Origin of the sequence: Pseudophaeobacter sp. (assembly GCF_048267565.1) — a bacterium.
GTDB classification, from domain to species: Bacteria; Pseudomonadota; Alphaproteobacteria; order Rhodobacterales; family Rhodobacteraceae; genus Pseudophaeobacter; species Pseudophaeobacter profundi.
On the sequence record NZ_JBLWXG010000001.1, the window covers coordinates 95,474 to 116,939 of the forward strand.

A 21,466-nucleotide genomic window follows, 5' to 3' on the forward strand; every position below is an offset into this window, starting at 1 on the left:
GCGGCTAGTCTGCCTTGGGAAAAGAACGCGGTTTTGGCAAGGGCTGCCCGAACAACCTGCCGTGACAGCCCACCCCCGAGTGGAGGGCAGGCACGGTAAAAGGAGGCGGAATACTGTCTGAAACAGCCGCGCTGGGAGGAATATCTGCCAATGAGCAGGCATGTAGTTTTAATTGAAGACGAGCCAAATATCGCAGAGGCCATCCGATTTTTGTTAAGCCGTGATGGCTGGCAGGTGGATGTCCACGGTGAGGGCAGCACAGCGGTAGAGGTGATCAGGGCGGCGCAGCCGGATCTGGTGATTCTGGATTTGATGCTGCCGGGAAAAAGCGGCCTGGAAGTCATAACCGAGCTGCGCGCGGTTGCGGAGTTTCAGCCGCTGCCAGTGCTGATGCTGACCGCGCGCGGCCAGCTCAAAGATCGCGAGATGGCGGAAAAGGCCGGGGTTACGCGCTTTATGACCAAACCCTTTTCCAATTCCGAGGTGCTGACCGCGGTGCGGGATTTGTATGCGCAGGCCTATCAGACAGCGCCTGACCTTGGCGCGGCGTCATGAATGCGCGGTGACGGGGCAGGGCATCAGGGTGAGCCAAAAACCCCCTTTGTAGAGCGGCGAACCTATCGCCGCCGCCGGTTGATGGATATTGCCCGGCTCTTGCCTATTCTGGGCGCGCTGCTGTTTGCAGTGCCGCTGATGTGGCCAAACCCGGATCCCTATCCGGCCCCGGACACCCATGGCGGTATGCCGACCTCGGTGGCAATCATCTATATCTTTGTGGTTTGGGCCGGGCTGATCGCCGTCAGCTTTGCCTTTGGCGTGGCGGTGCGGCTTTGGGCTGGGCACTGGACCGAGGGCGGCCGCCTGGATGAACAGCCCTGATGGCCTCGCTCAACCTATTGGTGCTGGTCTGCCTGAGCTATGTGGCCTTGCTGTTCTTTGTTGCCTTTCTGGCAGATCGCCGGGCGGCGCGCGGGCAGGGCTCTGCCTGGATCCGCTCGCCGTTGATCTACACCCTGTCGCTGTCGATCTATTGTACCGCCTGGACCTTTTATGGCGCGGTAGGCTACGCGGCGCGTTCGGGGTTGGAATTCCTGACAATCTATCTGGGGCCAACCCTGGTCATGGTGGGCTGGTGGTGGGGCCTGCGCAAGCTGGTAAGGGTGGGGCGCAGCCAGCGGGTTACCTCTATCGCGGACCTTTTGTCGGCGCGCTACGGTAAGTCCAACGCATTGGCGATTGGCGTCACGTTGCTGGCGGTGATTGGCATAACGCCGTATATTTCACTGCAATTGCAATCTATTACTCTGTCTTTCTCCATCTTTTCAGAGGCCGATCCGCTGCGCAGTTACCATGAAACCACCACGGTGTTCTGGGTAACGGCGGGGCTGGCGGTCTTTGCCATTCTGTTTGGTACCCGAAATCTCAATGCAAACGAACGCCACCACGGGGTGGTGACCGCCATCGCGCTTGAGGCTGTGGTGAAACTGCTGGCGCTTCTGGCGGTGGGGATCTTTGTGGTCTGGGGCCTGTCGGATGGCATCAGTCACACCATGTCGCGGATCGATGCCTCGCGCATTGGCGACTGGCGGGTGGATGGCAGTCGCTGGACGACGATTACCTTTTTGTCGGCAGCTGCCTTTGTCTGTCTGCCGCGGATGTTTCAGGTCATGGTTGTCGAAAACGAAGACGAGCGCCACCTGAGGGTCGCGGCCTGGGCCTTTCCGCTCTATCTGCTGTTGATTTCGATGTTTGTGGTGCCGATTGCCGCCATCGGGCTGGAACTGCTGCCGACCGGATCCAACCCGGACCTTTTTGTGCTGACAGTGCCGTTGTCGCAGGGGCAGCAGGGGCTGGCGATGCTGTCTTTTCTGGGGGGGTTTTCCTCGGCGACCTCCATGGTGATCGTGGCGGCGATGGCGCTGTCGACCATGGTATCGAACCATATTGTCATGCCGATCTGGCTGTATATGCAGGGGGCGGCGGGGGCGTCGGTCTCGGGGGATGTGCGCAATGTTGTGCTGTTTGCCCGGCGTATTTCGATCGCAGTCATCCTGGCGCTTGGGTATTTCTACTATAAGCTGTCTGGCGGTGGCGCGACGCTGGCGGCGGTCGGGTTGATCTCTTTCGCCGGGATTTCGCAGATGCTGCCGGCTCTGGTTGGGGGGCTGTTCTGGCGAGGTGCAACCCGAAGTGGCGCGCTTGCCGGGCTGTCGGTGGGGTTTGGCATTTGGATCTACACCATGCTTTTGCCCGCACTTGGCGGTGGGTTGCTGCCTGATCATATCCTGGCCAATGGCCTGTTTGGCCTGTCCTGGCTGCGGCCGCAGGCCCTGTTTGGAATTGAGGGGATCGATCCCACAGTGCATGCGGTGCTCTGGTCCATGATGCTGAATGCGGTGGTCTTTTGTCTCGTATCGCTGCTGACGTTTCCCAGCCCGATAGAGCGGCTGCAGGGGGCCCAGTTCGTCAATGTTTTTGAACATTCCTCTGGCCCGCGCGGCTGGACAGGATCGGTGGCCCAGAGCGAAGACCTGATGGTGATGTCTCAGCGCATCCTTGGTGCAAAAGAGGCCCAGGCCTTTTTCCAGCGCGAATTAACGCGTCAGGGGGGGCATGGGCCGCTGCCGGACCCGACCCCCGCCTTTCTTGAGCAACTGGAGCGCGAATTGGGGGCCTCTATCGGGGCGGCGGCAGCGCATGCGATGATCGGACAGATTGTTGGCGGCTCTTCAGTTTCGGTGCAGGATCTGCTTGCGGTTGCAGATGAGACCGCACAGATGCTGGAGTATTCCAACCAGTTGGAGGCGCAATCAGAGCAATTGTCACGCACGGCACTGCAGCTGCGCGAATCCAACGAAAAACTGACGCAGATTTCGCAGCAAAAGGATGCTTTCCTTAGCCAGGTGAGCCACGAGCTGCGCACGCCGATGACCTCTATCCGGGCGTTTTCCGAAATTCTGCGCGACAATGGCTCCCTGCCGCAGACGGATAAGAACCGCTATGCCAGCATCATCCACGACGAAGCCCTGCGGTTGACCCGCCTGTTGAACGACCTGCTGGATCTGAGCGTGCTGGAAAGCGGTCAGGTCAGTTTGAACATGTCGACAGGCCGTCTTGATGCGGTGATGGATCATGCGGTATCCACGGCGCTGGCCGGTACTGGCACCAGCATGCTGGTTACACGTACCCCCGAAAGTGAGGCGGTGCAGATCTCTTCCGATCTGGATCGGCTGGCGCAGGTCTTTATCAACTTGATCGCCAATGCGCAGAAATACTGCGACGCAGAAACGCCCGAACTGACCATTTCCGTCACCTGCCAGCAGGACCAGGTTTGGATTGATTTCATCGACAATGGCAGTGGTGTTCCGGTGGACTACCAGCAGTTGATTTTTGAAAAATTCTCGCGTGTTAGCCCAGAGCGGGCAGGCGGGGCGGGGCTGGGATTGGCAATTTCCCGTGAAATCATGCAGCGCCTTGGCGGGGATATTTTCTACCTGGCCGAACACAGCGGCGGTGGCTTTAGAATTTCCCTGCCAAATGCGCGTAAAATCTCGACAATGGGGGCAATATAAAGGTCTTGGTAAGGAAGCCGCACTAAAACGCTTAAAAGGGAGCGTCGAACGTGCGGGTTGATGACTAATGTCTGAAGCAGAAAAACAACTAGCCAAGAGCGGTGCGACGGGTGGTCTCGCCCGGAAACTTGCGGCGTCCAAGGAAGGGTCCCAGGGCCAGAATGCTTCCTTTACGCTCAAGGCTTTGCGCCGATCTCTTGCGCGCGCGGCTTCAGAACAATGCGACCTGCCGCTGGCGGTGCTGGCAGCACGCCAATGCAACCGCCCCCCCGAAGATTTGGTCGAATCGCTGTCCGACAAGGACCTGCTGGTGGTGCTGGATGGCCCCAACGGGCGCATTGGGGCGGCGACGATGGATGCAGCCTTGGTGACTGCGCTGATTCAGAAACAGACCATTGGCCAGATCATGGGCAAGGCGCCTTCGCAGCGCAACTATACGCCGACGGATGCGGCCATGACCGCAGATTTCCTGGAAAAATCCTTTGTTAAGGTGCATGCCCTGCTGGAGGGGCAGCGGGATCAGTTGATCTTTTCTGGCTATCGCTACGGCGCGCAGATTGAAGATGTGCGTTCGCTTATTTTGGGGATGGAGGCCGAAAACTATCGTCTGATAACGTTGAATGTGGATTTGGCGATTGGTGCCATGCAGGGGGTACTGAAGCTGATCCTGCCGGAACCCACCCCCGAGGAACTGGGCTTGAATGGCTCGGCTGCGGGACCATCTTTGGCCAGCGGCATGAATTCCATGCGGGCAGAACTTTCAGCCATCTTATGTAAGGTGCGGGTGCCGTTGAACGAATTTTCGGCCCTCAAGGTGGGCGAGGTCCTGCCGCTGGATCAGGCCTTTCTGTATGAAACCGATATGATCGGCATTGGCGGTCAGTCGATTGCCAAGGGGCGTTTGGGGCAGCTGAACGGTGCGCGTGCAGTGCGGCTCAGTATTGCGCATGGGGCTTCGACTCCAGAGCAGCCTGACACAGATGATGATTTTGCCAGCCCGCTTGGCCATAGCGCGCCAGTTGCGGCTTTGCCGATGATGGAGGACCAACCACCGGCGATGGACCTTGGGATCGCGGCGCAGGGGCTGCAGGATCCGCTGGATGAGGGCATGGGCTTTGGCGGAGGCGACCTTGGGATGGGCAGTGATCTCGACCCGGCTGGCCTGGGGGATGATCTGGGTGATTTCGGCGCGGGCCTTGGTGGCGCGTTGGATATGGGCGGCGACATGGGGGGCGATTTCGACCCGGCTGGCCTTGGGGGCGATCTGGGATCTGCTCTCGATATGGGCGCGACCCCGATGGGGGGGCTTGCCGATCTTGGGGATGGCATGGATGCGTTCAATCCGGATGATGCAGCAGCAGAGATTTCAAAGCTGGCCGGACTGGAAAACGACGCAAACCCCGGCATGTAATGCCCCTTCGCGCTTGTCGCGTTCACTTGCATGCACCTGACGGACACTGCCTATTTGAATTTGCATGTTTTGGCTGCTTGAGCGCATCCTGGCTGGATGAGGTTTCGCGGATAAGATGCAGATATATATAAAAGAAGAAGCCCAGCCGCGATCTGCGGGCTGGGCCGTTTTTGGGGCTGTACCTGGGCCTCGGGGCCGTGCTTGGTATTCAGCCTGAACAGCGCGCTCCTACTCGCTGCAAAGCTGGGATCAGCTCGTGGCAATGGCTTCCAATGCGGGGCGCAATCCGGCCAGATCATAGCCTGCGGCACTGGTTTTGCTCAAGATTTCATCCGGGCTCATCTCGGCGGCGACGCCCAGGGACCAGACCACCGAACAGCGGGTGCCCGATGCGCAATAGGCCAAAACCGGGCCTTGGCTTGCCTCGTAGAAGGCCCGCTGCTTGGCGACATTTTCCGGTGTCATGGTCTGATGGGTCAGCGGCAGCGCGTGAAAGGTCAAACCGGCAGCTTCGGCGGCGGCCTGGATTGCCGCAGCCTGGTGGCTTGGCGGGACTTCGGCATCGGGACGATTGCAAATCACCGTCGTATAGCCCTCGGCAAGGATTGCGGGGATGTCTTCGACCGAAATTTGCGGCGAGACGGCGTAGCGGGGGGTGATCACTCGTGCATCCATGGCAGTTGTCTAACCCTTTGTTGCAAGCCGGTCTAGCTGTCGACCGACAAAGGGTGCCACCACCATACCCAAGAGCATCGCACCGATGAACAGCAGCCCGCCAGTGCCATTATAGCTGAGCGAGGCAATCGCCGGTCCGGGGCATAGGCCGGCCAGGCCCCAACCGATGCCAAACAGCACCGATCCGGTGATCAGCCGATGGTCCATCTCGGGGCGGGCTGGGGCTGGAAAGCTGCCCCCGACCAGTGGGCGTCGACCTTTGGTCAGGCGCCAGGCAATAAACATGGGCACGATGGCCCCCCCCATGACAAAGGCAAGGGTCGGATCCCAATCGCCAAACACATCCAGCCAGCCCTGAACCTTGGTGGTGTCGGTCATACCAGAGAGCAAAAGCCCGGAGCCAAACAGCCCACCAGCCAGCAAAGCAAGAAACAAGCGCTGCATCAGATCATCCCCCAGAGGTGACGGAACAGGACAAGGGTGATCCCGCCGGCCAGAATGTAAAAGACGGTGGCCACCAACCCGCGCAGGGACAGGCGTGAAATGCCGCAGACCCCATGCCCCGAGGTGCAGCCATTGGCAATGCGGGTGCCTGTCCCCACAAGCAGACCCGCGATGACGATTACCCAGATGTTGCTGGTCAGATGGGTGTTTGGGGCTTCACTTAACAGCGGCCGCAGCAGCAGTGGCAGCGCCACCACCCCAAGCAGAAAGACCAGGCGCTCTGCTGCGTTGCTAAGGCCTGACCCATCAACCAACCCGCCAATGATGCCACTGGCGCCCATAATGCGGCCATTGCCCAGCAGGAACACCGCCCCGCCCAGCCCGATAAGGCCGCCACCGACGAGCCCCCATATCCAATCCATTTCCATTTTCCGTGATCCTTCTTTCATTGTGATGCAGGTCAACCGCCACCACACGGCAGCCCCTGTAGGGGCTTGTTTGGGCGGGATCTGTGGCAGTGCCAGGGTGCGAATTGGCTAGAGCTTGTTGACAGGCAGTTTCAGGAAGACATCGCCTTCTTCATCCGGCTCTGGCATTTGACCTGCACGCATATTGACTTGCAGCGACGGTAAAATCAGCCGGGGCATGCCAAGCGTCGCGTCGCGGGCATCACGCATCGTGGTAAAATCTTCCAGCGGGCGGCCTTCGCCAATATGCACGTTCAGCGCCTTTTGTTCAGCGACCGTGGTTTCCCAGGCGTAGTCATCGCGCCCTGGGGCCTTGTAGTCGTGGCCGACAAAAATGCGGGTTTCATCCGGCAGCGCCAAGATCTTTTGAATAGACCAGTACAGCGCCTCGGAAGAGCCACCGGGGAAATCGCAGCGCGCCGTACCGAAATCGGGCATGAAAAGGGTATCCCCCACAAAGGCGGCATCGCCAATCACATAGGTCAGACAGGCAGGGGTATGGCCCGGCGTGTGCAGGACTTCGCCGCGCAGCTGGCCAATCATAATTGTGTCACCCTCTTTGAACAGCGCATCAAACTGGCTGCCGTCACGTTGAAAGTCGGTGCCCTCATTGAAGACTTTGCCAAAGGTGTCTTGGACCAGAGTGATATTGGCGCCGATGCCAATCTTTCCGCCCAAGTGATCCTGCAGATATGGCGCGGCAGACAGGTGGTCGGCGTGGACATGGCTTTCCAGGATCCATTCGCAGCGCAGGTCGTTGGCCCGTATGTAGCTGATGATCTCATCCGCTGATGCGGTATCCGTGCGCGCAGCGGCATGGTCGAAATCCAGCACGGAATCGATAATTGCACAGGCCGCCCCGGTGGGATCGCGCACAACATAAGAGACGGTATTGGTGGCCTCGTCGAAAAAGGCTTTGACGATGGGGTTCATTTCGCAGCACTCCATTTTTTCTCAATGTATATTGAAAATGGAATATGTTGCAAGCGCTGAGATGGCATAGACGTCAAAAAACCCTGACCCCGGCAAAAGGCGGGGCAGGGCAGCGGGTGTATTTCAACAGGAAGTACCGACAGCGCGGGGCAGCGATGCGCCGCGATTGATCCAGATAGGCAGCTTAGCCCAGAAAGATGCCAAGCATAACCAGCATTAGCCCAAGCACTGACAGAAACAGTGCGCCCAGATTATAGGGCAGGACGCGTTGCACAACGGCGCGCAAAGCATCGTCATCCTTGGTTTTTCTGCGGGCTTTGATCACATATATAATGCAGCCGATCAGGCCGATCAGCCCCGCAACCGAGAGGGTCGCACCGACCCAGACGATGATATCAAACATAAGACCGGCTCCTGCGGTAAGTGTACCGGGATGCGAGTAGCGGATTGACGCCTGCGGCACAAGAGATCCTGTCCGCTGCTGCAATGGGTGCACCACGGCGGGCAGAGCCCGAGAAAGACGCAGGGCGGGATATCGCAGGCCATTGTTTTCCTGTCTTGCGATACCGGGCCTCTGCGGCTATCCCCTTGCCCCAAACCTATCACATGACAGCAGTGAAATGCCTGTCGTCAAAGGCCAGAGCAGCAGGAGCCGAACATGGATATGACCGAAGACGAAAAAAGTGAAAACTACCGCGTAACAGCCGGAGAACTCCGCCAGTTCATCGAGCGTTTTGAACGGCTGGATGCCGAAAAGAAAGACATCGCGGAACAGCAAAAAGAAGTCATGGCCGAAGCAAAATCACGTGGCTACGACACAAAGGTGATCCGCAAGGTGATTGCCCTGCGCAAGCGTGACCAGGATGATATCGCCGAAGAAGAAGCGGTGCTGGAAATGTATAAAGAAGCGCTTGGCATGTCGTAGGCCATCTTTAATCATTTGATATAGTTTGATTAAATTATGGGTGCTGTGCAGGCGTCAAAACGTGCTGTGCAGCACTCGTATATAGACCAATAATATGGCGTCTTGAAGCAGTGAGACCGCTGATATCGTCCGGTGCTGTGATGCAGTGTCCCTAGAGCGGATGCTTCGTCAATGCGGGAGCTTATTCTCCCCCATCAAGATTGGGCGATTTGCGCACACTCAGGCTGCATTGCACCTGGTTAGCGAAGCGAAACGCGAGTTCGAGTTACCATGCGGTCCATATCCCGATTGCACCCACAAGCAACAGGCTCAAGGCCCAGACCGTATCCATATTCAACCACGTCCGGGCCAGAAACTTCAGACCCAGCCAGGTGTAGGCCCCGACAGCCAGTATTCCGCCTGACAGAGCCATTGCCGCTGTGTGGACAATTGCCACCGCCAACGCTGTATTGATACTGCCTGACATCAGTTCGGTTGCGGCCCTATGCCCGGTGTCCAACTCTTCGACACGGCAGAGGCCCAGGTAGATTGGAAGCAGCATCATGCCCGCCCCATGGGCGGTTGCGGCAAGGAACGACCAAAGGGCAAGTCGGGTTGGTTTGATCCGCGCCAAAACTCTTGGATGGCGCCTGCTGATCAGCAGAAAGACACCGAAACCCATGACCAGCCCGCCTGCGCCAATACGGATCTCTCGCTGCCACTCCACCAGCGCGACTGTCGCGGAGAACGGCAACAGGATGGCTGACATCGCCAGGAAATGCCCGAGCGCCAGCATCGCCAACGCCCTGACCAGTGCAGCCCGGCGCCTTTCCATAAGCGCCGCGGACACGGAAAGCGGCCAGCCCATTCCAGGGTTCACCCCGTGATAGACGCCAGAGGCGATGACGGCCCACCAGAGGGCCGTCAAAGAGTGTTCTGCACCCACGGTTCAAGTGTTGGGATAGCAGAAGCTGTCGGTCGAGCAGTCGCCGCCTTCAAGGCGGATCTGATGGCTGCGATATCCCTTCGGAAATTCAACCCAAAACTGTTCATCAAGCTCCAGGCCGCCGTGATTGTCGGCGTTGGCCATCACCATCGCAGCACCTCTGTCACCCGGATAGAACTGATCGTCCCAGGTGGAATAGAGCGAATTTGTCCAGTACACCCGCTTGCCATCGCGGCTGATCTCTACCATCTGCGGGCCATAGCCGAACGCCTTTCCGTTCGGGTGCGGCGTTTTCTTGACGATGCCGCCAATCTCCACCTTGCCGACCAGCGCGGGGTTCATTGGGTCTGACACATCATATTGATGCATTTCGCCAGTGCCCCAACAGGCGACATAGAGAAACCGGTCATCAAGACTGAGGTCGATGTCGGTAACCAGCGGCGGAACCGCTTCAAAACCTTTCAGGAGTTCGGGCAATGCGTCAGCCGCCGCAGGTTGCGGATCAATGGTGATTGTTTTCTTGGCTTCAAAAGATCCATCCTCATTTCGCCACCAAGTAAAGATCGCGCCCTGAAGGTTGGTTGTGTCCACAACCACACCGCAGAAGCCGTACTGTTTGGCGGGATCGTGCGCCGGCCGGATCTCAAGTGCCATCTGGTGGTTGGCCCCCAGGTCAATCGTCTGGATGTTCTTGCGGCCCCGCAAATCCCAGAAGTGGATCTTGTGACCGTATTTGTTGCTCAAGAGGTCTTCAGCCACTATCCCGTTTTCAAACTGCGGCGGCAGCCCCCACTCCGAACTGACCATGTAATCACGCGGCAGATTCCACCAGAAATCATAGTGCTTGTCCTGAATGCCGCGATCCATCTCGTAGCGGCCGAGAATCTCGAAAGTCTCGCAGTCCATGATGAAAATGCCAGGAGGTCCGTCAGTGCCATCCACGCCGCCGCCGCCAAGTGTAGAGACATAAATGCCCTCGGGACCGCAGTGGATCGTATGTGGCCGGGAATAGCCGGTTTTTTCCCAGACCTCTTCCGGTTCGATGATCTTGTGGATCTTCGCTTTCAGCGGTTCTTTGACATCTACGATGTAGATACGGCTGGAGCGTATGCCTGGAATAATCAGGTAGCGCCGCTCCAGAAATGCATGGCCGGTCAATGGGCTGAGCGCAGAGGAACAGGCATTCCAGCCGAAATGGTGAAATTCATCGCCGGTGTTCGGCATCATGAGGGAATGAACGATCTGGCCGTAGGTATCTGAAGACGCATCCACGTCTACAACTGCCAGACCGTCAGGCTGTGACCCGTCCGGACTGAGCATCAGAGTGAAAGCAAGTTTTTCAGCCGGAGCTGCCATAGCCAGTTTTGGTGTCGCGTGAAATGTAGGATCGGGTCTCAAGTTCATTTCAATTCTCCTCTCGGGAAACTGGTTAGACGAACTGATCTCGACGAGCGCTGCCTCAGAAAATTGCCTTTCTTCCAGTAAGGATGGATTTTGATTTCCCGTCAACACATTCAAGAATATGGCGGGGGCCGTGCTGCCAGGGCTTTCCGTTTCTGTTGATTGAACCGGTTTTGCATAATCGGCATGAGGGGTCCGCTGTGCAGACCACGCCCGGGCTTTAACCGTTGCAGTTGTGACGCTGCGGCGGTCTTCTTTGGCATTGTCTTGAAAAATGCTTCATAGTTATAAATTTTAAGCTTGAAATAAATGACATGCTGCCCGATATTGCGGCAATAGGCACAGTCCTGACCACTGACTATTTTGATTGAATAAAGGAGAGCCCATGCCTGCCATTTCTGTACATCCCGAAGGATGGAAACCGGCCAAGGGTTATGCCAATGGCATGGTCGCCGAGGGTAAGTTGCTCTTTGTTGGCGGCCAAATCGGCTGGACCGCGGATCAGGTCTTCGAAGAGCAGGGCTTCATCGGACAGATGCGCCAGGCGCTGCGCAATATCCTGGATGTGGTCGAAGCGGCTGGCGGCGAGGCCAGCGATATCACCCGGCTTACATGGTATGTCACGGACAAGGCTGAATACCTGGCCCATCAGGGCGAGGTCGGGCGGGCCTATCGCGATGTGATGGGATACCATTTTCCCGCGATGACAATGGTGGTCGTCGCTGCGTTGGTGGAAGATGAAGCCAAGATTGAGATTGAGGCAACAGCGGTTTTGCCGCAGGGCTAGGCCACCATTATTGCGCAGCCTCCACGCCCTGAAAGGGCGGTAGAACCTAGAACCGGGCCGGTGGGAAATCCTACCGGCCTTTTGCTGTTTTGCGCCAATTTTGCGTGTCGGCCTGTCGCAAAATAGCGCCTATTGGGGGCAAATCCCGGCAGTATTTCTGACCTGTGCCTGCCTGTATCAGCAAATTTTGGCCAAAGCCCAAGATTTGAGCGTCTATGTTTTTCTATATTTTTCAAACCCGTGGGGAGAGCCTCTGATGTGGAGACACGACTTTTTTGCACATTCAAAAATTTTACCAGTTGATAAAAAATCAAACTGTGGCAGTCTTTGAGTCGTATAAAAACAAAGTCAGGGAGACACCCAATGGCGAGTAGCCATCAGGCATCAGGTATCCATGCAGGGCGTTTGGCCGCTGCAGAGATCGCCGACAACTTTGGGGATCTGCACCCCGCGTATGACCCGCATGAAGCCGCAGTGGCGGCGGATCGTTGCTATTTCTGCTATGATGCGCCCTGCATGACCGCATGCCCCACCAGCATCGACATTCCGCAGTTCATTCGTGAAATCCAGGCCGGGCACCCGGCCTCTGCTGCCAAGACCATTCTGGACCAGAATATCCTGGGTGGCATGTGCGCACGGGTCTGTCCGACAGAAACGCTCTGTGAAGAGGCCTGCGTTCGCGAAGCCGCCGAGGGCAAGCCGGTCGAGATTGGCCGGTTGCAGCGCTATGCCACCGACACAGTGATGGAAAAAGGCGTGCATCCCTTTAGCCGTGCCGCCAGCACGGGCAAGCGCGTTGCAGTTGTTGGCGCCGGTCCTGCGGGCCTGTCTGCGGCGCACCGACTGGCGATGCTGGGCCATGATGTGGTCATCTATGACGCCAAGGCCAAGGCCGGTGGCCTGAACGAATTTGGCATCGCCGCCTATAAATCCACTGAAGATTTTGCCGCCCGCGAGGTCGACTGGCTGCTGAAAATCGGCGGTATCACCGTCGAATATGGCAAAAAGCTGGGCACGGATCTGTCGCTGGAGGCGCTGAAAGGCGATTTCGACGCTGTCTTCCTGTCGATCGGGCTGGCGGGGGTCAATGCCCTGCGCGCCGAAGGTGAAGACTTGAGCGGCGTGCGCGATGCTGTTGATTTCATCGAAGAGCTGCGCCAGGCTGAGGATCTTACCAAACTACCTGTTGGCCGCAATGTAGTGGTCATCGGTGGCGGCATGACAGCTGTTGACGCGGCCGTGCAGTCAAAACTGTTGGGCGCCGAAAACGTGACCATCGCCTATCGCCGCGACCGCGATGCGATGGGGGCCAGCCGGTTCGAACAGGATCTGGCAGCCTCTAAAGGTGTGACATTGATGTTCAACGTTATGCCCAAGGCGATCCATGGCAATGGCGCCGCCGCCGAGATCGAACTGGAATATACCCAGGTCGAAGACGGCCGAGTTCGTGGAACCGGTGAGACAGTGCGCCTGGCCGCAGAGCAGGTCTACAAGGCCATCGGCCAAAGCCTGCAAGGTCAGCCAGACGCGGTTGAGCTGGAGGGTGGCAAGATCATGGTCGATGCAACGGGCCGAACTTCGGTGGCGAATGTCTGGGCCGGCGGCGACTGTGCCTCTGGGGGCGAAGATCTCACCGTGACCGCCGTGGCCGAAGGCCGCGACGCTGCAATGGATATTCATACAAGCCTGATGGGCTGAGCAAGCCAGGGTCGTTGCTGGCCAACGGCCCTAAGCGAGCATGAAAAGGGACAGACAAATGGCTGATCTGACAACAGAATTCCTGGGTATCAAATCCCCAAATCCGTTCTGGCTGGCCTCGGCGCCACCAACGGACAAAGAATATAACGTACGCCGCGCTTTTGAAGCAGGCTGGGGCGGTGTGGTCTGGAAGACCCTCGGCTCCGAAGGCCCCCCCGTGGTCAATGTCAATGGGCCGCGCTATGGCGCTATCTTTGGCGCCGACCGTCGGCTGCTGGGGTTGAACAACATCGAGCTGATCACGGATCGCTCGCTGGAGATCAACCTGGAAGAAATCACCCGCGTCAAAAAGGACTACCCGGACCGTGCCGTGATCGTGTCGATCATGGTGCCTTGCGAAGAGGAAGCCTGGAAGGCGATCCTGCCCAAGGTTGAGGCCACCGGTGCCGATGGGATCGAGCTGAACTTTGGCTGTCCGCACGGCATGGCCGAACGCGGCATGGGTGCGGCTGTGGGCCAGGTGCCTGAATACATCCAGATGGTCACCGAATGGTGCAAGAAATACTATTCCAAGCCCGTCATCGTAAAACTGACGCCCAATATCACCGATGTGCGCTTCCCCGCACGTGCGGCCAAGGCCGGCGGCGGTGATGCGGTCAGCCTGATCAATACCATCAACTCGATTGTCTCAGTCGATCTGGACCAGATGGCGCCCGAGCCAACCGTTGGCGGTAAGGGCACCCATGGGGGCTATTGTGGCCCTGCGGTAAAACCAATTGCCATGAACATGGTTGCGGAAATCGCCCGCTGCCCAGAAACGCATGATCTGCCGATTTCGGCCATTGGCGGTGTCACCACCTGGAAAGACGCGGCTGAATTCATGGCGCTGGGGGCGGGCAATGTGCAGGTCTGCACCGCCGCTATGACCTATGGGTTCAACGTGGTGAAAGAGATGATTTCCGGCCTGTCCAACTGGATGGATGAAAAGGGCTATACCTCGACCCAGGACTTCATCGGCATGGCGGTTCCAAATGTCACCGACTGGCAGTATCTGGATCTGAACTTCATCGCCAAGGCAAAGATCAACCAGGAAGACTGCATCAGCTGTGGCCGTTGCTTTGCCGCCTGCGAAGACACCTCGCACCAGGCCATCGAGATGAGCGCCGACCGTGTCTTTACCGTTAAAGACGATGAATGTGTGGCCTGTAACCTCTGCGTGAATGTTTGCCCGATTGAGGGCTGCATCACCATGGAAGAGGTTCCCGCCGGCCAGATTGATGAGCGTACCGGCAAGGTGGTTTCCGGCGAATATGCCAACTGGACAACCCATCCCAACAATCCATCGGCAACGGCGGCAGAATAGTCCAGCCCGCATGCGGTTGGGTCTAATCAAAAGGGGGGCAGTGCTGCGGTACTGCCCCCCTTTTTTTCTGTGGCGATGCCCTGCCGTTACATCCTGGTTAACATGAATTAACTTTTTGGCGTAAGCATCCGGCGATAAAGCGTTTCCAGGAACTCTGGTGCTGCGTCAAACGGATCTTCATCCCCCATCAACATACGCACCTGCACGTCAAAATCAGCATAGTGCTGGGTCAGCGCCCAGATCGAAAAAACCAGGTGTTTGGGGTGGGTCTGATTGATCTTGCCTGCGGCCATCCAGCCCGCCAGGATCTGCTCCTTTTCTTCAAGCAGGTCGCGCAGATCCCGCGAGAGCGCATCCAGCATGCGCGGCGCGCCCTGTACGATTTCATTGGCAAACAGACGGCTTTCGCGCGGGAAATCCCGGCTCATCTGTAGCTTGCGTTGCACATAGGCGAGGATCTCTTCCAGTGGATCGCCTGCGGCGTCGATCTCGCGCATCGGGTCAAGCCAGGTATCCAATAGCTCAGACAGCAGGGCGGTGAACATCGCCTCCTTGGAGGGAAAATAATACAGTAGATTCGGCTTTGACAGCCCGGCCTGCGTGGCAATCTGGTCGACGGTTGCGCCGCGAAACCCATGTGCCGAGAAAACCTCGAGCGCGGCTTCCAGAATGGCGGCGCGATTCTTTTTCTGGATGCGGGTGGGTGATCGGTCCTTGGGCATAGTGGATAAGCGATCCTTACTGGCCGAAGCGGGGCTGTCTTCGCCCGCAATTTGCGCATTGCCCCATTTTTCATGGGGATATCAGAGCCAATGTGACTCAATTTCTTGACTGGTGGCTTCCCCGTGATAGCGTGAGTTTGACCAGTTGGTCAAATCCATCTCTGTGGAGGGTGACCAACGTTTCAAAGCCACCAATTGGTGCCAAGCCAAGAATAACCCGCAAGATCAGCGGGGGGAACAGGAAGGAAGCTGCGATGACGTCTTTGGGACAGAATCTGAAAATCAACGGGGATCGGCTCTGGGAGAGCCTGATGGAGATGGCCAAGATCGGCCCCGGTGTCGCAGGGGGCAACAATCGCCAGACCTTGACCGATGAAGATGCCGAAGGGCGCGCCTTGTTCCAGAAATGGTGTGAAGAGGCTGGCTGTACCATGGGGCTGGATCAGATGGGCAATATGTTTGCCCGCCGCGAAGGCACCGACCCGGATGCGCTGCCGGTCTATGTGGGCTCGCACCTGGATACGCAGCCAACCGGCGGCAAATACGATGGTGTTCTGGGGGTTCTGGCCGGGCTGGAGCTGATCCGCTCGCTCAACGATATGGGTATCAAGACCAAACACCCCATCGTGGCGACCAACTTTACCAACGAGGAAGGCACCCGCTACGCGCCGGCCATGCTGTCGTCAGGCGTGTTTGCCGGTATTCATACCCAGGACTGGGCCTATGACCGGGTTGACGCCGAGGGCAAGTCATTTGGTGATGAGTTGAAGCGGATCGGCTGGCGCGGCGAGGAAGAGGTCGGCGCCCGCAAGATGCATGCCTTCTTTGAGCTGCACATCGAACAGGGCCCCATTCTGGAAGCCGAGGGCAAGGATATTGGCGTGGTCACCCATGGCCAGGGCCTGAGCTGGACCGAAGTGACCATAACCGGCAAGGATGCCCACACCGGATCAACCCCGATGCCGATGCGCCGCAACGCGGGCCTCGCCATGGCGCGGGTGCTGGAAGCGGTGGATGAAATCGCCTGGTCGCATGCGCCAAGCGCCGTTGGCGCGGCAGGTCATATTGACGTCTATCCAAACTCGCGCAATGTGATCCCCGGCAAGGTGGTCTTTACCGTTGATTTCCGCTCGCCCGAGTTGGAAGTGATCGAAGACATGGAATTGCGCCTGCGCGAAGAGGGCAAGGACATCGTTGAAGCCCTTGATATGCAGATAGAATTCGAAAAAGTCGGCGGTTTTGACCCGGTGAAGTTCGACGAGACCTGTGTGGCGGCGGTGCGCAATGCGGCCGAGCGTCTGGGCTATTCGCATCTGGATATTATTTCTGGCGCCGGTCATGATGCCTGCTGGATCAACAGGGTTGCCCCCACTGCGATGATCATGTGCCCCTGTGTGGATGGCCTGAGCCACAATGAGGCGGAAGAGATCAGCAAGGCGTGGGCCGAGGCCGGCGGCAATGTATTGTTCCATGCAGTTGTCGAGACGGCTGAGATCGTTTCCTGATACCGAAATAAGGGAAGGGGCGCTGCCCCCGCGGCCCTGGCGGGCCGCTCCCCCGGGATATTTTTGGCCAAATGAAGGGGGCCAAGACAACAGGGAACTGGTCCCTCAACCAGATAAAAGTGGCGCAAAATGCGCCCGAGACAGGGAGTTTTACCATGACTAAAGTCATCAAGAACGGGACAATTGTCACCGCTGATCTTACCTATAAATCGGATGTCTTGATCGAGGATGGGGTGATCACCGCGATTGGTCCCAACCTCAAGGGGGATGAGGAGCTGGATGCAACTGGCTGCTATGTGATGCCGGGAGGGATTGATCCGCATACCCATCTGGAAATGCCCTTCATGGGCACCTATTCGACGGATGATTTTGAAAGCGGTACGCGGGCTGGTCTGGCGGGGGGCACCACCATGGTGGTGGATTTTGCCCTGCCAAATCCGGGTGAAAGCCTGCTGGATGCGTTGAAGCGTTGGGATAACAAATCGACGCGCGCCAACTGCGATTATTCCTTCCACATGGCGGTAACCTGGTGGGGCGAGCAGGTCTTTGACGATATGAAGACCGTGATCGAGACGCGCGGCATCAATACCTTCAAGCATTTCATGGCCTATAAAGGCGCGCTGATGGTTAATGATGACGAGTTGTATTCCAGCTTTCAGCGCCTGTCTGAACTGGGCGGCATTGCCATGGTGCACGCTGAAAACGGCGATGTGGTTGCGGAGCTGTCGGCCAAGCTGCTGGCTGAGGGGAATACCGGCCCCGAGGCGCATGCCTATTCGCGCCCGCCGCAGGTGGAGGGCGAGGCCACCAACCGTGCCATTATGATCGCCGATATGGCAGGTGTGCCGCTCTATGTGGTGCATACCTCCTGCGAGGACAGCCACGAGGCCATCCGCCGGGCGCGTCAGCAGGGGAAACGGGTTTGGGGCGAGCCGCTGATCCAGCATCTGACGCTGGATGAGAGCGAATATTTCAACCCCGATTGGGACCATGCGGCGCGCCGTGTGATGTCGCCGCCGTTCCGTAACAAACAACATCAGGATAGTCTGTGGGCTGGGCTGCAATCGGGATCCTTGTCGGTTGTTGCGACAGATCACTGCGCCTTTTCGACTGAGCAGAAACGCTATGGCCTGGGCGATTTCACCAAAATTCCCAATGGCACTGGTGGGTTGGAGGATCGTATGCCGATGCTTTGGACACATGGCGTGGCCACCGGGCGGATCACACCAAATGAATTTGTTGCCGTGACCTCGACCAATATTGCCAAGATCCTGAATTGCTATCCCAAAAAAGGGGCCGTTCTGGTCGGGGCGGATGCTGATCTGGTGGTCTGGGATCCGGAAAAGTCAAAAACCATTGCTGCCAGCACCCAGCAGTCTGCGATCGACTATAACGTCTTTGAGGGCAAAGAGGTCAGAGGCCTGCCACGGTTCACCCTGACGCGCGGCCAGGTGGCGGTGCATGATGGCGAAATCCGTTGTCAGGAAGGCCATGGCCGGTTTGTTGAGCGCGAGGCCAATACGACGGTGAACAAGGCGCTGTCGACCTGGAAAGAGCTGAGCGCGCCGCGCCCGGTAGAACGTACAGGCATTCCCGCAACCGGCGTCTAATGAGGGCAGGGCTGTGGCGGCCTTGCCGCCGCGGCCCCCTCGCAGTCTGAGCAAGGCAACATTATGAATACTCAAACGACTACCCAGGCCCATGCCCCGCAGGGTGCCACCGAGGCCGTCGTCGAAGCAAAAAACCTGGATCTGGTTTTTCCGACAAATGACGGCCCTGTGCAGGCGCTTAAGGATGTGAACCTGACGATCAATAAGGGCGACTTTGTTTCGTTTATCGGTCCCTCTGGCTGTGGCAAGACCACATTCCTGCGGGTGATGGCGGCGCTGGAGCACCCCACTGGCGGCAGCATTACCGTCAATGGCATGAGCCCGGATGAAGCCCGCAAGCAACGCGCCTATGGCTATGTGTTTCAGGCCGCCGGCCTGTACCCCTGGCGCACCATTGCCAAGAACATCAAGCTGCCGCTTGAAATCATGGGGTTTTCCAAGGCCGAACAGGACAAGCGTGTCGAGCAGGTGCTGGAGCTGGTGGAGTTGTCCGGTTTTGGCGGCAAATATCCCTGGCAGCTGTCGGGCGGGATGCAGCAGCGTGCCAGTATCGCCCGCGCGCTGGCCTTTGATGCCGATATCCTGTTGATGGATGAACCCTTTGGCGCGCTGGATGAGATTGTGCGCGATCACCTGAACGAACAGCTGTTGAAGCTGTGGGCGCGTACCAACAAGACCATCGGCTTTGTCACCCACTCGATCCCAGAGGCGGTTTATCTGTCGACCAAGATTGTGGTGATGTCACCGCGCCCCGGTCGGATTACCGATGTGATCGAGAGCACCCTGCCGCGTGAGCGCCCCCTGGATATTCGCGACAGTCAGGAGTTTATCGACATTGCCCACCGGGTGCGTGAAGGCCTGCGGGCAGGGCATGCCGATGACTAAGGGGAAAATCGCAAACGAAACCAGGGAGGGGCGGCGATGAGAACCTTTCTTTCCGTCCTGACCGTATTGGCCGCGATTGTCGCCTTTTGGTATGCGGCCTGCATTCCGATGAACATCAAAGGCGTATTGGACACAGCTGAGCGGGCTGGGTTTGAAGTGAGCCCTGCGACCTCCAAGGAACGTCGCGATATGGGCAGCTTTGGTCTGGTGGCAAGTAACAGCTTTGCCATTGCAGAGACCTTTAGCCAGGATCGCCCCCGCTTGCCTGCACCACATCAGGTGGTGCGTGAGCTGTGGAACACCACGGTGATGAAGAAAGTCACCTCGAAGCGGTCCTTGGTGTACCACGGGCAGGTGACGCTGAAGGCGACGCTGTTGGGCTTTGTCATCGGGACCGGGCTTGGCATTTTGCTGGCGGTGGGCATCGTGCATTCACGGGTGATGGATATGTCGGTGATGCCCTGGGCGATTGTCAGTCAGACCATCCCCATTATCGCGCTGGCACCAATGATCATTGTGGTGCTCTATTCCATCGGGGTGCAGGGGATCCTGCCCAAGGCGATCATATCGGCCTATCTGAGCTTCTTTCCTGTGGTGGTTGGCATGGTCAAAGGGCTGCGTAGTCCTGATGCGATGCAGCTGGACCTGTTGAAAACCTATAGCGCCAGCACCAGCCAGGGGTTCTGGAAGCTGCGGCTTCCGTCCTCGATGCCCTATCTATTTACCTCGCTGAAAATTGGCATTGCGGCATCCTTGCTGGGGGCGATTGTCGGCGAGCTGCCAACCGGGGCGGTTTCTGGTCTGGGCGCGCGTCTGTTGGCGGGCAGCTATTATGGTCAGACCGTGCAGATCTGGTCGGCGCTGTTTGCTGCGGCCATTCTGGCGGGGCTGTTGGTGGCCTTGCTGGAAGTGATCGAGAAGACGGTGTTGAAACGGATGGGGATGAGCGGATGATGAGACTGTGCAATGGGGGCGCTGCCCCCGCCGCGAAAGCGCGGCTCCCCCGGGATATATGCGGCCAAATGAAGCGGGCAACGGGCGCGCCATTCGCGGCCTCGGCTGGCAAGGGAGGCCTGCAATGATTTTGGTTGTTCTGGCGGTTCTTGTCTGGTGTGGCGGCTGGTGGTTGAATAGCCGCCTGGCCAATGGTGCCCGATCTGACACGCGGGGGGTAAAGCTGCTGGTGCCGGTGATTTTTGGTGTCACGGTGCTTTTGGTGTGGGAGCTTCTGGTGCGGGGGCTTGAGGTGTCCCTGGTGATCCTGCCGGCCCCCAGCCTGATTGTAGAGCGCTTTGCGGTTTCTTTGCCGATCCTGTGGAAGGATCTGGCACAGACCTTTCTGAAGGGAGCCCTGTCTGGCTATATCATTGGCTGTGGTGCGGCAGTGTTGATGGCGGTGGCCGTGGATCGCAGTGATTTTCTGCGCCGGGGGTTGTTGCCGGTTGGCAATTTCGTGGCTGCCCTGCCTATTGTTGGCACCGCGCCCATTCTGGTGATGTGGTTTGGTTTTGACTGGCAGTCAAAGGCAGCGGTGGTTGTGGTCATGGTGTTCTTTCCCATGTTGGTGAATACCGTCGCGGGCCTGCGCGAGACCTCTGCCATGCAGCGCGATCTGATGCAGACCTATGCCGCCAGCTATTGGCAGAGTTTCTTCAAGCTTCGCTTGCCTGCGGCTTTGCCTTTTATTTTCAACGGCCTGAAGATCTCGACCACGCTGGCGCTGGTGGGCGCAATTGTGGCAGAGTTCTTTGGCTCTCCGACTGTGGGGATGGGGTTTCGGATCTCGACCAGCGTTGGCCAACTGGCGCTTGACATGGTCTGGGCCGAAATCGTGGTGGCGGCGCTGGCCGGGTCTTTCTTTTACGGGGCAATTGCCTTGGTCGAGAAAAGCCTGACCTTCTGGCACCCCTCGCAACGCGGATAAGAACCACTGGTCAGCGCGCGCACTGCGCGCTGGCAGATCCTCCAGAGGGGCGCTCTGGGGGGAGGCCAATGGGGTGGTGAAAAAACCATCACAGGCCCATCAACAACGCCCAATCGCTGCGCAAAAGGGCCAAGTTGCTCTTAAAGTTATAATAATAATATTTGATCGAAGGGTCAAATTCGCGCAAGCTTTCGACATAACCAACGGGAGAACAATCTC

21 protein-coding genes are annotated in these 21,466 nt (G+C 58.0%); 13 read left to right on the forward strand and 8 right to left on the reverse strand.

Going from position 1 to position 21,466, the window contains the following annotated elements; genetic code table 11:
• Positions 1-150: 150 nt before the first annotated feature.
• The 4 genes from ACN0VH_RS00475 (at position 151) to ACN0VH_RS00490 (ending at position 4,983) form a co-directional block, all read left to right on the forward strand.
• Entirely contained in the window at positions 151-555 is a 405-nt protein-coding gene (locus ACN0VH_RS00475; RefSeq protein ID WP_278922506.1) for a response regulator transcription factor, read from the forward strand.
• Positions 556-879, forward strand: coding sequence for a hypothetical protein (locus tag ACN0VH_RS00480; RefSeq protein ID WP_278922505.1), 324 nt, complete (start codon positions 556-558; stop codon positions 877-879).
• A complete protein-coding gene (locus ACN0VH_RS00485; protein WP_278922504.1) occupies positions 879-3,572 on the forward strand; it encodes a sensor histidine kinase in 2,694 nt (897 codons plus the stop codon). Before ACN0VH_RS00480 ends, ACN0VH_RS00485 begins: the two co-directional genes overlap by 1 nt.
• Before the next feature lie 67 nt (positions 3,573-3,639).
• Positions 3,640-4,983 (forward strand): FliM/FliN family flagellar motor switch protein, encoded by a 1,344-nt coding sequence (locus ACN0VH_RS00490; protein WP_417699110.1) that lies wholly within the window; start codon positions 3,640-3,642, stop codon positions 4,981-4,983.
• Between the two features lie 249 nt (positions 4,984-5,232).
• On the opposite strand, the gene ACN0VH_RS00495 is transcribed toward ACN0VH_RS00490, so the two are convergent.
• The 5 genes from ACN0VH_RS00495 to ACN0VH_RS00515 all read right to left on the reverse strand — a co-directional run bounded on the left by ACN0VH_RS00495 (position 5,233) and on the right by ACN0VH_RS00515 (position 7,905).
• A complete protein-coding gene (locus tag ACN0VH_RS00495; protein WP_417699112.1) occupies positions 5,233-5,658 on the reverse strand; it encodes a protein tyrosine phosphatase family protein in 426 nt (141 codons plus the stop codon).
• A 9-nt stretch (positions 5,659-5,667) separates the two neighbouring features.
• Entirely contained in the window at positions 5,668-6,102 is a 435-nt protein-coding gene (locus ACN0VH_RS00500) for a DUF6691 family protein (protein WP_278922501.1), read from the reverse strand.
• Positions 6,102-6,530 carry a YeeE/YedE family protein gene (locus ACN0VH_RS00505; RefSeq protein WP_417699114.1) on the reverse strand — a complete coding sequence of 143 codons (429 nt, stop codon included), beginning with the start codon at positions 6,528-6,530 and terminating at the stop codon, positions 6,102-6,104. Before ACN0VH_RS00505 ends, ACN0VH_RS00500 begins: the two co-directional genes overlap by 1 nt.
• Positions 6,531-6,638: 108 nt before the next feature.
• Positions 6,639-7,502 (reverse strand): MBL fold metallo-hydrolase, encoded by an 864-nt coding sequence (locus tag ACN0VH_RS00510; RefSeq protein ID WP_417699115.1) that lies wholly within the window; start codon positions 7,500-7,502, stop codon positions 6,639-6,641.
• 184 nt (positions 7,503-7,686) lie between these two features.
• Positions 7,687-7,905 carry a hypothetical protein gene (locus tag ACN0VH_RS00515; protein ID WP_278922498.1) on the reverse strand — a complete coding sequence of 73 codons (219 nt, stop codon included), beginning with the start codon at positions 7,903-7,905 and terminating at the stop codon, positions 7,687-7,689.
• A gap of 255 nt (positions 7,906-8,160) precedes the next feature.
• Between ACN0VH_RS00515 and ACN0VH_RS00520 the strand changes: the two genes are divergently transcribed.
• Positions 8,161-8,427 (forward strand): DUF2312 domain-containing protein, encoded by a 267-nt coding sequence (locus ACN0VH_RS00520; protein WP_278922497.1) that lies wholly within the window; start codon positions 8,161-8,163, stop codon positions 8,425-8,427.
• Positions 8,428-8,692: 265 nt separating this feature from the next.
• Here the strand turns inward: ACN0VH_RS00520 and ACN0VH_RS00525 are convergent, their stop codons facing one another.
• Both ACN0VH_RS00525 and ACN0VH_RS00530 read right to left on the reverse strand, forming a co-directional pair.
• Positions 8,693-9,274: a hypothetical protein gene (locus ACN0VH_RS00525; RefSeq protein WP_278922673.1), complete on the reverse strand. Its 582-nt coding sequence runs from the start codon at positions 9,272-9,274 to the stop codon at positions 8,693-8,695.
• A gap of 81 nt (positions 9,275-9,355) precedes the next feature.
• Positions 9,356-10,756, reverse strand: coding sequence for a selenium-binding protein SBP56-related protein (locus ACN0VH_RS00530; protein WP_417699117.1), 1,401 nt, complete (start codon positions 10,754-10,756; stop codon positions 9,356-9,358).
• A 382-nt stretch (positions 10,757-11,138) separates the two neighbouring features.
• Here ACN0VH_RS00530 and ACN0VH_RS00535 point away from each other — a divergent pair, with 382 nt between their 5' ends.
• The 3 genes from ACN0VH_RS00535 (at position 11,139) to preA (ending at position 14,601) form a co-directional block, all read left to right on the forward strand.
• Positions 11,139-11,540, forward strand: a complete 402-nt coding sequence (locus tag ACN0VH_RS00535) for a RidA family protein (RefSeq protein ID WP_417699118.1) — start codon at positions 11,139-11,141, stop codon at positions 11,538-11,540.
• 363 nt (positions 11,541-11,903) lie between these two features.
• The gene (locus tag ACN0VH_RS00540; protein WP_278922494.1) at positions 11,904-13,238 is read left to right on the forward strand and encodes an NAD(P)-dependent oxidoreductase; all 1,335 of its coding nucleotides are present in this window, start codon (positions 11,904-11,906) and stop codon (positions 13,236-13,238) included.
• Between the two features lie 58 nt (positions 13,239-13,296).
• The gene (gene preA / locus ACN0VH_RS00545) at positions 13,297-14,601 is read left to right on the forward strand and encodes an NAD-dependent dihydropyrimidine dehydrogenase subunit PreA (protein WP_278922493.1); all 1,305 of its coding nucleotides are present in this window, start codon (positions 13,297-13,299) and stop codon (positions 14,599-14,601) included.
• Positions 14,602-14,708: 107 nt separating this feature from the next.
• On the opposite strand, the gene ACN0VH_RS00550 is transcribed toward preA, so the two are convergent.
• A complete protein-coding gene (locus ACN0VH_RS00550; RefSeq protein ID WP_278922492.1) occupies positions 14,709-15,323 on the reverse strand; it encodes a TetR family transcriptional regulator C-terminal domain-containing protein in 615 nt (204 codons plus the stop codon).
• Positions 15,324-15,577: 254 nt separating this feature from the next.
• Here ACN0VH_RS00550 and ACN0VH_RS00555 point away from each other — a divergent pair, with 254 nt between their 5' ends.
• The 5 genes from ACN0VH_RS00555 (at position 15,578) to ACN0VH_RS00575 (ending at position 21,247) form a co-directional block, all read left to right on the forward strand.
• On the forward strand, positions 15,578-16,828 hold the full coding sequence (locus ACN0VH_RS00555; RefSeq protein WP_278922491.1) for a Zn-dependent hydrolase: 1,251 nt from the start codon (positions 15,578-15,580) through the stop codon (positions 16,826-16,828).
• A gap of 155 nt (positions 16,829-16,983) precedes the next feature.
• Entirely contained in the window at positions 16,984-18,438 is a 1,455-nt protein-coding gene (hydA, locus tag ACN0VH_RS00560) for a dihydropyrimidinase (protein ID WP_278922490.1), read from the forward strand.
• 63 nt (positions 18,439-18,501) lie between these two features.
• Positions 18,502-19,323 (forward strand): ABC transporter ATP-binding protein, encoded by an 822-nt coding sequence (locus ACN0VH_RS00565; RefSeq protein ID WP_278922489.1) that lies wholly within the window; start codon positions 18,502-18,504, stop codon positions 19,321-19,323.
• Between the two features lie 36 nt (positions 19,324-19,359).
• On the forward strand, positions 19,360-20,277 hold the full coding sequence (locus ACN0VH_RS00570) for an ABC transporter permease (RefSeq protein ID WP_278922488.1): 918 nt from the start codon (positions 19,360-19,362) through the stop codon (positions 20,275-20,277).
• A 124-nt stretch (positions 20,278-20,401) separates the two neighbouring features.
• Positions 20,402-21,247: an ABC transporter permease gene (locus ACN0VH_RS00575; RefSeq protein WP_278922487.1), complete on the forward strand. Its 846-nt coding sequence runs from the start codon at positions 20,402-20,404 to the stop codon at positions 21,245-21,247.
• Positions 21,248-21,466 lie beyond the last annotated feature (219 nt).

What these genes read in the sequence shown, in the direction of transcription:
- ACN0VH_RS00475 (WP_278922506.1), top strand. Translation starts at nt 151, where the DNA reads ATGAGCAGGCATGTAGTTTTAATTGAAGACGAGCCAAATATCGCAGAG.
- ACN0VH_RS00480 (WP_278922505.1), top strand. Translation starts at nt 556, where the DNA reads ATGCGCGGTGACGGGGCAGGGCATCAGGGTGAGCCAAAAACCCCCTTT.
- ACN0VH_RS00485 (WP_278922504.1), top strand. Translation starts at nt 879, where the DNA reads ATGGCCTCGCTCAACCTATTGGTGCTGGTCTGCCTGAGCTATGTGGCC.
- ACN0VH_RS00490 (WP_417699110.1), top strand. Translation starts at nt 3,640, where the DNA reads ATGTCTGAAGCAGAAAAACAACTAGCCAAGAGCGGTGCGACGGGTGGT.
- ACN0VH_RS00495 (WP_417699112.1), bottom strand. Translation starts at nt 5,658, where the DNA reads ATGGATGCACGAGTGATCACCCCCCGCTACGCCGTCTCGCCGCAAATT.
- ACN0VH_RS00500 (WP_278922501.1), bottom strand. Translation starts at nt 6,102, where the DNA reads ATGCAGCGCTTGTTTCTTGCTTTGCTGGCTGGTGGGCTGTTTGGCTCC.
- ACN0VH_RS00505 (WP_417699114.1), bottom strand. Translation starts at nt 6,530, where the DNA reads ATGGAAATGGATTGGATATGGGGGCTCGTCGGTGGCGGCCTTATCGGG.
- ACN0VH_RS00510 (WP_417699115.1), bottom strand. Translation starts at nt 7,502, where the DNA reads ATGAACCCCATCGTCAAAGCCTTTTTCGACGAGGCCACCAATACCGTC.
- ACN0VH_RS00515 (WP_278922498.1), bottom strand. Translation starts at nt 7,905, where the DNA reads ATGTTTGATATCATCGTCTGGGTCGGTGCGACCCTCTCGGTTGCGGGG.
- ACN0VH_RS00520 (WP_278922497.1), top strand. Translation starts at nt 8,161, where the DNA reads ATGGATATGACCGAAGACGAAAAAAGTGAAAACTACCGCGTAACAGCC.
- ACN0VH_RS00525 (WP_278922673.1), bottom strand. Translation starts at nt 9,274, where the DNA reads ATGGGCTGGCCGCTTTCCGTGTCCGCGGCGCTTATGGAAAGGCGCCGG.
- ACN0VH_RS00530 (WP_417699117.1), bottom strand. Translation starts at nt 10,756, where the DNA reads ATGAACTTGAGACCCGATCCTACATTTCACGCGACACCAAAACTGGCT.
- ACN0VH_RS00535 (WP_417699118.1), top strand. Translation starts at nt 11,139, where the DNA reads ATGCCTGCCATTTCTGTACATCCCGAAGGATGGAAACCGGCCAAGGGT.
- ACN0VH_RS00540 (WP_278922494.1), top strand. Translation starts at nt 11,904, where the DNA reads ATGGCGAGTAGCCATCAGGCATCAGGTATCCATGCAGGGCGTTTGGCC.
- preA (WP_278922493.1), top strand. Translation starts at nt 13,297, where the DNA reads ATGGCTGATCTGACAACAGAATTCCTGGGTATCAAATCCCCAAATCCG.
- ACN0VH_RS00550 (WP_278922492.1), bottom strand. Translation starts at nt 15,323, where the DNA reads ATGCCCAAGGACCGATCACCCACCCGCATCCAGAAAAAGAATCGCGCC.
- ACN0VH_RS00555 (WP_278922491.1), top strand. Translation starts at nt 15,578, where the DNA reads ATGACGTCTTTGGGACAGAATCTGAAAATCAACGGGGATCGGCTCTGG.
- hydA (WP_278922490.1), top strand. Translation starts at nt 16,984, where the DNA reads ATGACTAAAGTCATCAAGAACGGGACAATTGTCACCGCTGATCTTACC.
- ACN0VH_RS00565 (WP_278922489.1), top strand. Translation starts at nt 18,502, where the DNA reads ATGAATACTCAAACGACTACCCAGGCCCATGCCCCGCAGGGTGCCACC.
- ACN0VH_RS00570 (WP_278922488.1), top strand. Translation starts at nt 19,360, where the DNA reads ATGAGAACCTTTCTTTCCGTCCTGACCGTATTGGCCGCGATTGTCGCC.
- ACN0VH_RS00575 (WP_278922487.1), top strand. Translation starts at nt 20,402, where the DNA reads ATGATTTTGGTTGTTCTGGCGGTTCTTGTCTGGTGTGGCGGCTGGTGG.